Annotated in this window: 9 protein-coding genes; 6 read left to right on the forward strand and 3 right to left on the reverse strand. The window is 70.0% G+C overall.

Annotation, left to right across the window (positions count from 1 at the left end; translation table 11 throughout):
- Nucleotides 1-42: 42 nt before the first annotated feature.
- From ABZZ20_RS21455 to ABZZ20_RS21475, 5 genes are all read left to right on the forward strand, one after another.
- Nucleotides 43-1,731 (forward strand): GAF domain-containing sensor histidine kinase, encoded by a 1,689-nt coding sequence (locus ABZZ20_RS21455; protein ID WP_356871878.1) that lies wholly within the window; start codon nucleotides 43-45, stop codon nucleotides 1,729-1,731.
- Between the two features lie 401 nt (nucleotides 1,732-2,132).
- Nucleotides 2,133-3,356 carry an arginine deiminase gene (locus tag ABZZ20_RS21460; protein WP_356871806.1) on the forward strand — a complete coding sequence of 408 codons (1,224 nt, stop codon included), beginning with the start codon at nucleotides 2,133-2,135 and terminating at the stop codon, nucleotides 3,354-3,356.
- Nucleotides 3,357-3,450: 94 nt separating this feature from the next.
- On the forward strand, nucleotides 3,451-4,452 hold the full coding sequence (gene argF / locus ABZZ20_RS21465; protein ID WP_356871808.1) for an ornithine carbamoyltransferase: 1,002 nt from the start codon (nucleotides 3,451-3,453) through the stop codon (nucleotides 4,450-4,452).
- Between the two features lie 26 nt (nucleotides 4,453-4,478).
- Complete coding sequence (locus ABZZ20_RS21470) at nucleotides 4,479-5,432, forward strand: carbamate kinase (RefSeq protein WP_356871810.1); 954 nt, start codon at nucleotides 4,479-4,481, stop codon at nucleotides 5,430-5,432.
- Nucleotides 5,429-6,961, forward strand: a complete 1,533-nt coding sequence (locus ABZZ20_RS21475; RefSeq protein ID WP_356871812.1) for a YfcC family protein — start codon at nucleotides 5,429-5,431, stop codon at nucleotides 6,959-6,961. The genes ABZZ20_RS21470 and ABZZ20_RS21475 overlap by 4 nt, the downstream gene beginning before the upstream one ends.
- A 119-nt stretch (nucleotides 6,962-7,080) precedes the next feature.
- Here ABZZ20_RS21475 and ABZZ20_RS21480 read toward each other — a convergent pair whose 3' ends face one another.
- The 3 genes from ABZZ20_RS21480 to ABZZ20_RS21490 all read right to left on the reverse strand — a co-directional run bounded on the left by ABZZ20_RS21480 (nucleotide 7,081) and on the right by ABZZ20_RS21490 (nucleotide 12,580).
- Complete coding sequence (locus ABZZ20_RS21480; protein WP_356871814.1) at nucleotides 7,081-9,981, reverse strand: AAA family ATPase; 2,901 nt, start codon at nucleotides 9,979-9,981, stop codon at nucleotides 7,081-7,083.
- A 191-nt stretch (nucleotides 9,982-10,172) separates the two neighbouring features.
- On the reverse strand, nucleotides 10,173-11,525 hold the full coding sequence (locus tag ABZZ20_RS21485; RefSeq protein WP_356871816.1) for a cytochrome P450: 1,353 nt from the start codon (nucleotides 11,523-11,525) through the stop codon (nucleotides 10,173-10,175).
- Nucleotides 11,526-11,539: 14 nt separating this feature from the next.
- Entirely contained in the window at nucleotides 11,540-12,580 is a 1,041-nt protein-coding gene (locus ABZZ20_RS21490) for a terpene synthase family protein (protein ID WP_356871818.1), read from the reverse strand.
- 518 nt (nucleotides 12,581-13,098) lie between these two features.
- Here ABZZ20_RS21490 and ABZZ20_RS21495 point away from each other — a divergent pair.
- On the forward strand, nucleotides 13,099-13,527 hold the full coding sequence (locus ABZZ20_RS21495) for a hypothetical protein (protein ID WP_356871820.1): 429 nt from the start codon (nucleotides 13,099-13,101) through the stop codon (nucleotides 13,525-13,527).
- Nucleotides 13,528-13,557 lie beyond the last annotated feature (30 nt).

Here is a 13,557-nt window from a genome sequence, read left to right on the forward strand (position 1 = left end):
ACGGTGGACATGGCGGACGAATCGTTTTCGCGCATGCCTCAGATGCGGCTGGACGAGCTGCTGGAAGAGCTGCAGGCGCGCATCAACGCGGCCCGCGGGACGCGGGACCGCGTGCACAGCCTGCTGGAGGCCGTCGTCTCCGTCGGCCGCGAACTCGATCTCGCACAGGTGCTGCGCCGCATCGTGGAGGCCGCGGCGCTGCTGGTCGACGCCGAGTACGGGGCGCTGGGCGTCATCGGCCCGGACGGCCGACGGCTCTCGCAGTTCCTCACCACGGGGCTGACGCAGGAGGAGATCGCGAAGATCGGACCGCTGCCGGCCGGCCACGGCCTGCTCGGCGAGATCATCCGCAATCCCGAGCCGCTCCGGCTCAGCGAACTGGACACGCATCCCTCCTCCTACGGCTTCCCGGCGAACCACCCGCCCATGCGCACGTTCCTCGGCGTCCCGATCCGGGTCCGGGACGAGGTCTTCGGGAACCTGTACCTGACCGACAAGCGCGGCGGGCAGGACTTCGACGCCGAGGACGAATCGGTGATCTCCACGCTGTCCGTGGCCGCCGGAGTGGCCATCGACAATGCCCGCCTGTACGAGGGCTCCCAGCGCCAGCAGCGCTGGCTGGAAGCGAACGCGGAGATCACCAACAGCCTGCTGTCCGGAAGCCCACGGCTCCAGGTGCTGGAGCTGATCGCCCGTCGCGCCCAGGAGATCACCGGGGCGTGCCTCACCGAGGTGTCCGTGCCCGTGTCCGGGACGGACGACCTCGTCGTGGAACTGGTCATGGGAGTGGACGAGGACGTCCGGCGGGGCCTGGTCGTTCCCATCGAGGGAACCCTCCCGGGCACCGCGTACCGATCGGGCGCCCCCGTGAGCAGCACCGGGCTGGCCGACGACGCCCAGTACCATGCGGGGGCGGTCCGCTCCGACGATCTCGGTCCGGCGGTGGCGGTCCCGCTGGGCACGAGCGCGCAGGACACCCGAGGCGTGCTCCTGCTGGCCCGCGCCCCCGAAGAGCCCCCGTTCATAGCGGCCGAACTCGACCACTTGCGCGCCTTCGCCGGACAGGCGGCCCTCGCCCTGGAGCTCGCCGAGCACCGGCACGACGCCGAGCAGCTCGCCCTGCTGGAGGACCGCGACCGGATCGCCCGGGACCTCCACGACCTCGCCATCCAGCGGCTGTTCGCCACCGGCATGACCCTGCAGAGCGCCGCCCGGCTGGTGGAGCACCAGGGCGCCGCGGAACGCGTCGAGCGGGCGGTGTCGGACCTGGACGAGACCATCAAGATCATCCGTTCGACGATCTTCGGCCTCCGTACCCGCGACGAGGCGACCGGGCCGAGCCTGCGCGCCCAGGTCGCGCGCGCCGTCGGGGACGCCGCCTCCTCCCTCGGCTTCCCGCCGCGGCTGAGCATGGAGGGGCTGTTGGACACCAACGTCCCCCTGCCCGTGGCGGACCACGTCGTGGCGGTGCTGTCGGAGCTGCTCAGCAATGCCGCGCGGCACGCGCACGCGACGCGCGTCGAGGTGAACCTCCAGGCTGCCGCGGACGAGGTGGTGCTCGTGGTCTCGGACAACGGCAGGGGCATCCCCGAGGAGGGCCGGCGCAGCGGCCTCGCCAACCTCGGCGAGCGGGCCCGCCGCGCGGGCGGGACCTTCGAGATCCTTTCTCCCCCCGAAGGGGGGAGCCGGCTGGTCTGGCGGGCCCCCCTGACCGAGGGCGCGGACTGCTGAGCTGACGGCGCGCACCAGGCGAGTGCGTAGCGGCGCCCGTCGGGCACCCGCGCCGGGCACGGGCGTCGGGCACCGCAGCACGGGCTCGCGCCCGGCCGCGGGCCCCTACCGCTTGCGGGATGCCCGGCCGTACGTCCGGGCATCCGATCGCAAGCGTCCCGCACCGGCTCGCTCGCGCACCAGGGCCGAACGGCCCGCACAGGGCCGGGCGAACGGGCCGGGACGACGGGGTCGTTCAGGTCCGGGGCAGGGACCGTCGCCCAGGGCTCGCGGCGGGTGCACGGTGACAGGGTTCAGGTGTCGCCCCGATCCGGCAGGAACGAGGCGCCGCTCGACCGGAAATGACGGTGCGTTCGGTGCTTCCTCGGGGTGACTCCTGATCCCCCACCCTTGAGGAAGCCATGCCTTTCCACGTGGACTCCGAGACCGGACGGCTCAAGCAGGTCATCCTGCACCGGCCCGATCTGGAACTGAAGCGACTCACCCCGACCAACAAGGACGCGTTGCTCTTCGACGACGTGCTCTGGGTCAAGCGGGCCAGGGAGGAGCACGACGCCTTCGCGGACACCCTTCGTGACCGCGGGGTGCGGGTGCACCTCTTCGCGGACCTCCTGACCGAAACCCTGGCCAGTCCCGCCGCCCGAACCCTCGTCCTTGACCGGGTCTTCGACGAGCGCGAGTTCGGGCCGCTGGCCACGGACCGGATCCACGCCTCTTTCGACTCGATGGAGCCGGCCGCTCTGGCCGCGTGCCTCGTCGGCGGTGTCACCAAGCGCGAACTCCAGACCCTTACGGGGAACGTTCCGAGCGTACGGTTGCACGCCATGGCGCCGGACGACTTCGTCCTGGCACCGCTGCCCAACCACCTCTTCACCCGCGACACCTCGTGCTGGGTGTACGACGGCGTGAGCATCAACCCGATGCGCAAGCGCGCACGGCGCCGCGAGACCGTCCACTTCGAGGCGATCTACCAGCACCACTCCCTGTTCGAGAAGGGGGACTTCCGGCGCTGGTCGGACGGCCAGGCGGGGTTCCCCTCCACGATCGAGGGCGGTGACGTCCTGGTCATCGGCAACGGTGCCGTGCTGATCGGCATGAGCGAGCGCACCACGCCGCAGGCCGTGGAGCGGCTGGCCCTGCGGATGTTCGCGGCCGGCTCCGCGCGGCGCGTGGTGGCACTGGACCTTCCCAAGAGCCGCAGCTTCATGCACCTGGACACCGTCATGACGATGGTCAGCGGCGACACCTTCACCCGCTACGCGGGTCTGGGCGCACTGCGGTCCTGCACCATCGAGCCCGGCGTCGGGGACCAGGACCTGAAGATCACCGATCACGCGCCTGAAGACATGGACCGGGTCATCGCCGACGCGCTGGGCTTGGACTCCATCACCGTCCTCACCCCCAGCCAGGACATCCGCTCCGCCGAGCGGGAGCAGTGGGACGACGGCTGCAACGTGCTGGCCGTCGAACCCGGCGTGGTCGTCGCGTACGAGCGGAACGTCACCACCAACACGCACCTGCGCAAGAGCGGCATCGAGGTCGTCACGATCCGCGGCAGCGAGCTCGGCCGGGGCCGCGGCGGTCCGCGCTGCATGAGCTGCCCCATCGAGCGCGAAGCGGTCTGACCGCCGCGCGGACCGCCCGGCCGACCCCGGCCCGCGCCGCGCCCAACGTCCCGCCAGCCCCGTACACCCCGTACACCCCCTCAAGGAGTCCTCCGTGTCGATCGACCTCCGTCACCGCCCGTTCCTCAAGGAACTCGACCTCACGCCCGCGGAGTTCCGTCACCTCCTCGAACTGTCCGAGCAGCTCAAGAGCGCCCGCTCGGCCGGCACCGAGCAGCAGCAGCTGCGCGGCAAGAACATCGCCGTCATCTTCGAGAAGACATCCACGCGCACTCGGTGCGCCTTCGAAGTGGCCGCCCACCAGGAAGGCGCACACGTCACCTACCTCGAACCGGCGAGCTCGCAGCTGGGCCACAAGGAGTCCATCAAGGACACCGCCCGGGTCCTGGGCCGCTACTACGACGGCATCGAGTACCGCGGCAGCGACCAGCGGCTGGTCGAGGAACTGGCCCGGTACGCCGGCGTTCCGGTATGGAACGGGCTGACCGACCAGTGGCACCCCACGCAGTCGCTCGCGGACGTGCTCACCATGTGGGAGCACACCGACAAGCCGCTGGAGCAGGTGTCGTTCGCCTTCCTGGGCGACGCCCGGAACAACGTCGGCAACTCCCTGCTCGTCACCGCCGCGATGCTCGGCATGGACGTGCGCATGGTCGGGCCCGCCGCCCTGCACAACACCCCCGAGGTGGTGGCCGAGGCACGCCGGGTGGCGAAGGCCACCGGAGCGCGGATCACCCTGACCGAGGACGTGGCCGAAGGCGTGGACGGCGTCGACTTCATCTACACCGACGTCTGGCTGTCCATGGGGGAGCCGGCGCAGATGTGGGACGAGCGGATCGCCCTGCTCAAGCCCTACCAGGTGACGATGGACGTGCTCAAGGCCACCGGCAATCCGCGGGTCAAGTTCATGCACTGCCTGCCGGCCTTCCACGACGCCGAGACCACCGTCGGCGCCAAGATCGCGGCCCAGACCGGCATGACCGCCATGGAGGTCACGGACGAGGTCTTCGAGTCGACGCACTCGATCGTGTTCGACCAGGCGGAGAACCGGCTGCACACGATCAAGGCCGTGCTCGTCGCCACCCTCACCGACTGACCACCCCGACCTATGGAGACCACCTCATGCGCGTCGTCATAGCCCTGGGCGGCAACGCCCTCCTGCGCCGGCAGGAACGGCCGGACGCCTCCGTCCAACTGGCCAACGTCCGTGCGGCGGTCGCCGCACTCGCCCCGCTGGCAGACCGCCACGAACTGGTGATCACGCACGGCAACGGTCCGCAGGTCGGCGTACTCGCCCTGGAGAGCGCGGCCGACCGCTCCCTGAGCAGCCCCTATCCCTTCGACGTCCTCGGCGCGGAGACCCAGGGCATGATCGGCTACTGGCTGTTGCAGTCCCTCCAGAACGCCCTTCCCGAGCGACAGGTCTGCGCACTGCTGAACCAGACGCTCGTCTCGGCCGCCGACCCGGCCTTCGCCGAGCCCGAGAAGTTCGTCGGACCCGTCTACGAACGGGCGGAGGCCGAACGACTGGCCGCCGAGCGCGGCTGGACGGTCAAGCAGGACGGCAGCCACTGGCGGCGGGTCGTCGCTTCGCCCCGCCCGCAGCGCGTCGTGGAGACCCGACTGATCCGCCTGCTGCTGGACTCCGGTGCCGTTGCCGTCTGCGCCGGCGGCGGAGGCGTCCCCGTGATCCGGGACGACCAGGGCCGACTGGTGGGCGTGGAAGCCGTGGTGGACAAGGACCTGACCGCCGCCCTGCTGGCCGAGGCACTGGACGCCGACGCACTCCTGCTGCTCACCGACGTGCCGCACGTCGAACGCGAATACGGAACCCCTTACGCCGCACCCATCGGGCACACCACACCCGCGCAGCTCCGCGCGCAGCACTTCCCCGCCGGCTCGATGGGCCCGAAGGTCGACGCCGTCTGCCGGTTCGTCGAACTGACCGGCGGCATGGCCGCGATCGGCGCCCTCGAAGACGCGCAGGCCATCCTCGACGGCGCCACCGGCACCCTCGTCACCCCGAACGGCCGTCCCCGGGCCGACTCCGCCCCCAGAACTCAGGAACTGACATGAGCACAAGAAACGCGCCCGCGGCAGCGGAGCCCGCCGGGAACGGCACCGACCCGGCCCGGCCGACGAACGGCCGGCGCCGGTTCCGGTTCCCTTCGGCCTTCACGGTTCTGATCGCGGTGACGATCACCGTCTGGGCGCTGACCTTCGTCATACCCGCCGGCCGCTACGAGACCAAGGACGGCAGCCCCGTACCCGGCACGTACCACTCGGTGCAGCTGACCACCGGCTTCTGGGACCGCCTGAAGGACCTGTTCCTCTCACCCGTCAACGGCCTCTACGGCGTCACCGACGCGCAGAGCGGACTCACCACCCCCGGCGCCGACGGCGCCTTCGCCGGCGCAGCCGGAGTGTTCCTGTTCATCCTGGCGGTGGGAGCGTTCATCACGGTCACGATGCGCACCGGGGCCCTCACCCTCGGGGTGGCCCGCCTCGCACACCGGCTCCGCGGCCACCGGACCCTGCTCCTCGTCGTCCTCATGACGGTCTTCTCGCTCGGCGGCACCACGTACGGGATGGCCGAGGAGACGCTCGGCTTCTACGGCCTGATGATCCCCCTCATGCTCACCCTCGGCTACGACCGCATGGTGGCGGCGACCGTCATCATGGTCGGCGCCGGTGTGGGCACGCTCGCCTCGACCGTCAACCCCTTCGCCACCGGCGTCGCATCCGACAGTGCCGGCATCGGCACCGGCGACGGAATCCTGCTCCGACTGGCGATGTGGGTCTGCCTGACCGCCATCGCTGCCGCCTACGTGGTCCGGTACGCCGGACGCGTCCTGGCCGACCCCTCGCGCTCGCTGGTCACCGCCACCGAGGACGACCGCCTCCCGGCGGCCGGGGACGCGGAGACGGCCGCCCTCGGACGTCGCCACCGCCTCGTGCTCGGCCTGTTCGCGGGAACCTTCCTCTTCATGATCTTCGCGGTCATCCCGTGGGCCGACCTGCACGTCACCTTCCTGCCGACGCTCGGCTGGTACTTCCCCGAACTCGCCGCTCTGTTCATCGTCGCGGCGATCGCCGTCGGCCTGATCGGCGGCCTCGGCGAAAAGGGCACGGCCGACGCCATCACCAACGGAGCCGGCGACTTCATGGGAGCGGCCATGATCGTCATGCTGGCGCGCGGCGTCACCGTCATCATGAACAACGCGGCTGTCACCGACACCGTCCTGAACGGCTTGCACAGCGCGGTCTCGGGCACGTCCTCCAGCGTCTTCAGCGTGCTGATGTTCCTCATCAACATTCCGCTCGCGTTCTTCGTGCCGTCCTCGTCGGGCCACGCCGCGCTGGCCATGCCGATCCTGGCGCCCCTCGCGGACTTCGCTGGAGTCAGCCGGGCCCTGGTGGTCACCGCCTACCAGTCGGCGTCCGGCTGGGTGAACCTGATCACGCCCACCTCGGCCGTGGTCATGGGCGGCCTGGCCCTGGCCCGGATCCGCTACGACCAGTACCTGCGGTTCATCGCTCCCCTGATGGGCGCCCTACTCGTCGCCGTCGCGGGCTTCCTGTGCCTGGGTGCGGTCCTCGGCTGAGGCCGGCGTACGACCCTCCCGCGCCCGTCCCGAGGCACATCACTGCCGGGACGGGCACGAGGCATGTCACCATCGGTCCGGGCGCGAGGCCGACGAGGCACCGCACGGCGGTCCGCGGATCAGGTCCCGAGGGCCCGGCTCAGGCCCAGCCGGTCGGTACCCAACTTCGTGAAAACCGCGGACAGCAGCTCGGAGACCTCCTGCACGGTGGTGTTCGTCTTCGTGGCGATCGCCGCGTTGTCGAGACCGAGCGCGGCGTGCCGGGCCGCGGCGATCTCCGCGACGGTCAAGGTGTCCTGTTCGAAGGTGTGCAGACGGCGCGGACGCAGCCCGGCCGACGCGAGTTGGGAGCGTGCGCGGCGCGCGAGGGCGTCGGCGCCGCAGGCCGAGGCGGCCTCCATGCCCCGGTAGAGCTGCTGGGCCGCCCGGTGCGGGTCACCGAGCGTGTGCAGCGCAACGCCGTGGTCGACGAGCGCGTGCGCCAGTTCGCAGGCCGCCGGCGACTGATCGAGGTGGTTCACCGCCTCCTGCAACAGGGTGGCTGCCTGTGCGGGGTCCCCGGCCGCCGCCGACACCCGCAGGGCGTGCCCGATCGCACTGGACGTTCCGAACGCGCGGGCGCGCGCCAGCGCCTCGGCCGCCGTCGCCCGTGCCTGCTCGGGTTCGCGTGCCACTTGAGCGAGGGCCAGGTCGAGTTGCCAGGGACTCCACGAGGGGTTGCGCGTACCGCGCAGATCGAGGCGCTTGCCCGCCGCGCTGAGGTGCTGGATCGCCTCCTCGTACCTGCCCTGGGCCAGCAGGAGCTTGCCCCGCACGGCTTGGGGGTCGGGATAGACGACCGCCTGGGGAAGGCCTTCCTCCAGTTTGTAGGCCTGGGCGACCTGCACGGCCTCGTCGGTGTTCCCGCGGGCGAGCAGCGTCTCGATGAGGGTTCCGATCGCGTACCACTGCGCCGGGATCCCGTGTCCGACACGGTCGGCGATCTGCAGACCGTTGCGCACGAAGTCCTCGGCCTCGGCGAGGCGCCCGCGGCGGTACCGGACGTAGCCGAGCAGGGTGTAGACGAACGACAGGTGTGCGCCGCGCCAGCCCTTGGCCTCGAACTCGAGGATGCCGGCGTTGAAGAGTTCCTCGGCGCGGCCCGGCTGGTCGCAGTACATGAACGTGACCGCCACGACGGCCGGCACTTCGAACCCGAAGTCCTGGTCGGTCCAGCTCATGCCACCGTCCAGCGCCTGTTCCGCGTACTCCAGGGCCGTAGCGGCGGGTTCGCCGCGCATGGCGGCGTCCCAGGCCCGCAGACCCAGGATGTGCCGCTCGGCAAGCCCGCGTCCGGTGATCCGCTTGGCGAACTGGGAGAGGAGCCGGGAGCGCGCGGGCGAGTTCTCCTCGTCGACCCGGACCGAGTTCCACTTGAACTGTTCGGCCCGCATGCGCAGCCGGGTCCGGGCGCTCGTGGCCTTCTTGGCCTCGTCCGCAAGGAGACCGGCGGCCTTCGCCAACTGTCCCGTGTGGGCGAGCGCCTGGGCGAGCCGGTACGTGATCGCTTCCCGCAGCGGCTGCTGCGCCTGGGGCTCCTCCAACGCGGCCCTGAGCTGGTTGATGGTGGTTGCGGGGTCGTGCAGGAGGTTGGCGGAACCGAGTTCGAACAGCACCTCGGCCCGGTCCTCCGCGTCCGGCGGTTCGCGCAGCGCCCGCGCCAGGTAGCGGCGTGCGGCGTCGGGCGCTCCTGCGGAGAAGCTCTCGCGTGCCGCCTGGCGCAGTTGCTGCACCACCCAGGGGTCGCCGTCGGGGTGCATCTCCAGCAGGTGGCGGGCCGCAGCGGCAGCCCCTTGGCCGTCGTCGACGAGGGCTTGTGCGGCCATCCCGTGCATGGCGACGCGCACACCGGGTGGAATCGACCTGTACACGGCCGTGGCGATGAGCGGATGGAAGAACTCCACGACCTCCTTGCGGCGCACGCTGGTGAGGACGGTCAGGATGCGCGCGGCCTTCAGCTGGGCGATGGCCTGGTCGACCTGTGCCTCGCCGAGGGCCGCGACGCTTCCCACGATGCCGGTCGGGATCGCGGTGCCCAGTACCGCGGCGGCCCAGGCGAGCCGGACGGTGGACGGCCCGAGCTGTTCGAGGCGGTCGATCAGACCACTGCCCTTGACGGCCGAGGCCAGGTCGCGCAGCTGGGGGATGCTGTCCTGGTGCGGCTTCAGCTCGCGGTCGCGGCCCTTCATGGCCAACTCGACGACCTCGAAGGGGTTCCCGCCGGTGATCGCCCAGCATTCCCGGCAGAACACGTCGTCGGCGTTCTGCCCGAGGGCATCGCGCACGATACGGGCCACGGCGCTGGTGGTGAGGGGCGCCAGTTCGTGGGGACGGGTCCCCTGGCGCCCCATCAGGGAGCGCAGGGAGCCGGCGTCGGCGGGGATCTCGTCCGGCCGGCAGGCCACCATGATCAGCATGCCCAGTTCCTCGGCCCGCGCCGCGAACGCGGTCAGCCACGCCAGGGATTCCGCGTCCGCCCAGTGCGCGTCGTCGAGCACGAGGACGACGGGGGCGCTGCGTACGGTTAAATGGGTGACGACCCAGTCCAAGCCGTCGCGCACGCCCTGCGGGTCGGGTGCCGTCGAGCCTTCGGCGGCGGCGGTCAGCCCGAGCGCCGGAGCGACGATGTCGTACCAGGTGCCGAGGACGTCGCGCCTCTCGCCCTCGCTCATGGCGGCGAACGCCGGCTGGATGAGCTGCCGCATCACGTGGAACGGAACCTGCTTCTCCTGCTCGCCGCCGCGCGCGAACAGTACGGTGCACGAGCGCTCCGCGGCATGCCGGCGGGCCTCTGCCAGTAGCGTGGTCTTCCCTATGCCGCCCGACCCCGCGAAGGTCAGGACTCCACCGCGGCGGCCGGACGCACCGTGGTGAGAGGTGCCGCAGAGATCGTCCACTGCGCGGTGGATCGCGAGAATCTCGGATTCCCGTTCAAGCAGAGGCTGGGAAGCCCAGCCTCGCGGTTCCGTGACATGTGACATTCTTGCCCCCTCCAGCGCGTGCGGCCGAGTGTACGACCCAGGGGACGCGTTGTTGCTGCTTAAGCACATTATTGCGGTAACTCGTCACCCGTACGAGGGGAATGCTGTATTGTCGGCTGACTTTGGACGCTGCGGCATCCGAGTGCAGGAACAGAACGCGCCCTGGAAGGAACGGGACCGATCGGATTCCGTCAGTGGCGTGAAACGGGGATCATCGGGAGCTCGCTGGGCTGGGGCATGCCCGCCGGGAGTTCCCGTACCGTCACGCCCGGGGCGGGAACCAACTGCCACTGGGATGCCACGCTCGCCACCGCTGTCAGGATTTCCGCCACGGCGAACGAATCCCCGATGCACTTGTGTTGGCCGGCCCCGAACGGAATGTAGCGGTGGTCCCGCGGTCCCCCGCTCGCGCCCTGTGCCCAGCGGTCCGGATCGAAGACGGTGGGATCGCGGAACAGCGCGGGGTCCCGGTGCAGCGCGTACGGGCTGTACGCCAATTCGGCTCCGGCCGGGATGCTGACACCGCCCAGCGTGAGGGGCTTGAGGGCCTGCCGGGTGAACAGCAGGGGCGAGTGCAGGCGCAGCGCCTCCTGGAACACCCTGTTCGCATAGGGCAGTCGGGAGAGGTCGGCGGGCCGGACCGGTCGCGTGCCCACCACCGCATCGACCTCGGCGTGGAGGCGCTCCTCCACCTCGGGGTGACGGCCGAGTTCGTGGAAGATCCAGGCCAACGTGGTCGCCGAGGTTTCCGTACCGGCGAACATGATGGCGATCACCTCGTCCCGCACCTGCTCGGGATCCATCGTGGAGCCCGTCTCGGCGTCCACGCTGGACAGCAACAGGGAGAGCAGGTCGTGCCGCTCCACCTCCTCGGCGCCGTACTGCGCGATCACCTGGTCGATGATGCGGCGCAGTCTGGCGGCCGCCGCGTCGAACCGCCGGTTCAGCGGGATGGGCAGCCGGTCCAGGGACTTGGGCATGACCGCGCGCAGGAGCATGCCCTCCAGCACGATCGGCAGCGACCGGTGCACCTCGGCGATGGCGGGCCGACTCAGGTCCCCCGAAAAGATCATCTCGGCCACCGAGGACAGTGCGTAGCGGCGAGCCTCCGTGACCATCGAAATCTCGCGGCCAGCAGTCCAGGACGTGGACATCTCCTCCGCCGTCCGGCACATCACCTCGGCGTACTCGGTGATGTGGTTCCGGTGGAAGGCCGGTTGGATCATCCGGCGCTGCTTGCGGTGGAACTCGCCGTCCGTCGTCACGATGCCGTTGCCGAACATCGGGCGGAGCCTGTCGAAGATCCGGCCGCGACCGAACTGCGGTGCCTGCTGGACCAGTACGGCGTGGACGTGCTCGGGGCTCGTCAGTACGTGGACCGGCCACGTCCCGATGTCGAGGCGCACGATCTCCCCGTGCTCGCGCAAGGACTCCAGGAACGCGATCGGCTGCCGCCAGAGCGGCAGTGCGTGGCCCAGGAGCGGTAACCGCCCCGGGGCCACGGGTGCATGGACCACAGGGCCGGAAGGTTCCGCACGGGCCATGGGCCGACTCCTCGCTATGCCACCGAGACCAGGTCCGGGCGGGTGTAGGCAGACTCCATCCCGGCTGCGAACCGTTCGTCGCTGTACCGTGTGCACTCGTAACGCTGCCACAGATCCGCGCCGATCATCCAGTCTTCGTAGCTCCGCACGCAACGGGAGACTGCTTCACGCAGTGCCGGGTCCGTCTCCCCCTGCGCGTCCAGGACCTGGAACAGCCGCTGTTCGCCGGCCACGTAGTCCTCTATGCGGGCCTGGATGCGGCCTTCGACCACCTGGACCGCGTTCGGAAGCGAGCGCCCCTCCCACGAAGAAACGAGGGCGACGAGGTTGTTGGTGTCCCCGCAGGAGTGCTCCTTCGGCAAGGAGAACACGTCGTTGCCCCAGGAGATGATGTCCACGGCGCTCTCGACGAGCGCCTGGAAGGCGGGCAGGTCGTGGATGTGCTGCGGCAGATCGATCCCCAGTCCAGCTTCGACCATGTCCATCATGGGCAACAGCTGGGAGCTGTGCCGGCGCATGAGGACGTAGTCCTGGACCGTCGGACGCCCGCCGGCTCCGCGGTTTCCCGCCTCCTGGTCCAAGGAGCCCAACATTAGGGGGACATGGGCCCGGTAGCGGGCCGCGGTCCCTTCGGACATCCCGGCCAGGATCCGGTCGCACAGGTCGACGAACGCGTTCACCAGCGGATTCCTTCGCGCTGACGCCGTGTTCGTCCGCCCGGTTGCCAGGTACTGCGTGATGGCCTCCCTGACGGGCCGCCACGCTGCCACGTCACCGGTCCTGATGAGGTGGTCGTGCTGGTCGTCGAGGACGAACGACCAGGCCATCCACTCGGAGAGCAGGACGATCCTGTCGTACGGCACCTCGCCGCTCACCCGGCCCGCGAGGTGGCCGCAACCGATGCCCGCGAACTGGTCCGCGGCTTGGCTGACGACGAGCTCGTGGCGCAACGCCCAGGAAGTGGACTCGGCGTTGGCCCGTGCGGCCTGCGGATGCTTCGAGTTCCCGAACGGAAGATGGAAATCAGGAACTGAGAACGAGTCGAGCTGGGCCATTGATCCCCCCACGGAAGAGTCGGATTCGCCAATACCCGCTCAATGTACGATCGTGATTGCACGTGCGATGTAGAGCACTTCTCAAGAGCGGTATCGCCGCGTTGGAGCAGCCGCCAATGGCGATTCAACCGGTCATGGAGTGACCGGATCCCACCCATACGCGACTACATCAGGCCACCCATGAACTCATTAACCCTCAGGGCGCGGTGCACTGTCAATGCAGGAAGTGGGGAGATGTTGAATGCACTTCGGAATTGCCGAGGGAATATGCGCGGGGGATATGCGGTGGGCATGACCTGCGCCGTCCAGGAGTTCGGCCTCCGCTCAGGGGTTCGCATCGACCACTCAGGTGAACGCGGCGGGCGGTGCGTCCCGGGGGTTCGGATCCGGCACGGTGCATCGTTGCCGAGGTCGCGCAGCATCCGCAGCGGGAGGTCGTTTGGCCGAAGAACGCCGTGTGGGCGTCGGATGCTCCCTACACTGCCCAAGGACGCTGCCGTCCGGGGAAGGGCGGGAACATGACTCAGTACCAACCGGCAGAACCCGGTGAGGGCCAGGAGGTCGATGTCCTGGGTCCCTACCTGGAAGTCCTGCGGGCGCGCTTGAACGGAGAGCGGTTCGAGCTGCTCATCCGGGCGGTGCAGGCCACGTGCGCCCTGCTGGCCGACGGCCAGGAGGCTGTCCTGGAGGTGTCCGGAGACACCCAACTCGCCCCCGATCTACAGGGTGAGTACCTGTCCCTGATGGCGGTGATGATCACGGGTCACCTCGATCACCGCCTCGTCGAAGTCGCCACCCCCGACGGCGGCAAGGGCTGGGCGGTCGTGGAGAACGCTCCCGGTCGGCAAGCGGACGCGGCGCCGCCCGGTGGCGAAGACGACGAGCGGGCGTGGATCGCCGCGGAGCTCGAGGGCATCGTCCGCGCCACCGACTCCACACGGCCCTGAGTTCCCCCGAGGGGTCGCATACGCGCGAAA

Source organism: Streptomyces sp. NPDC006430 (assembly GCF_040612395.1).
Lineage (GTDB): Bacteria > Actinomycetota > Actinomycetes > Streptomycetales > Streptomycetaceae > Streptomyces.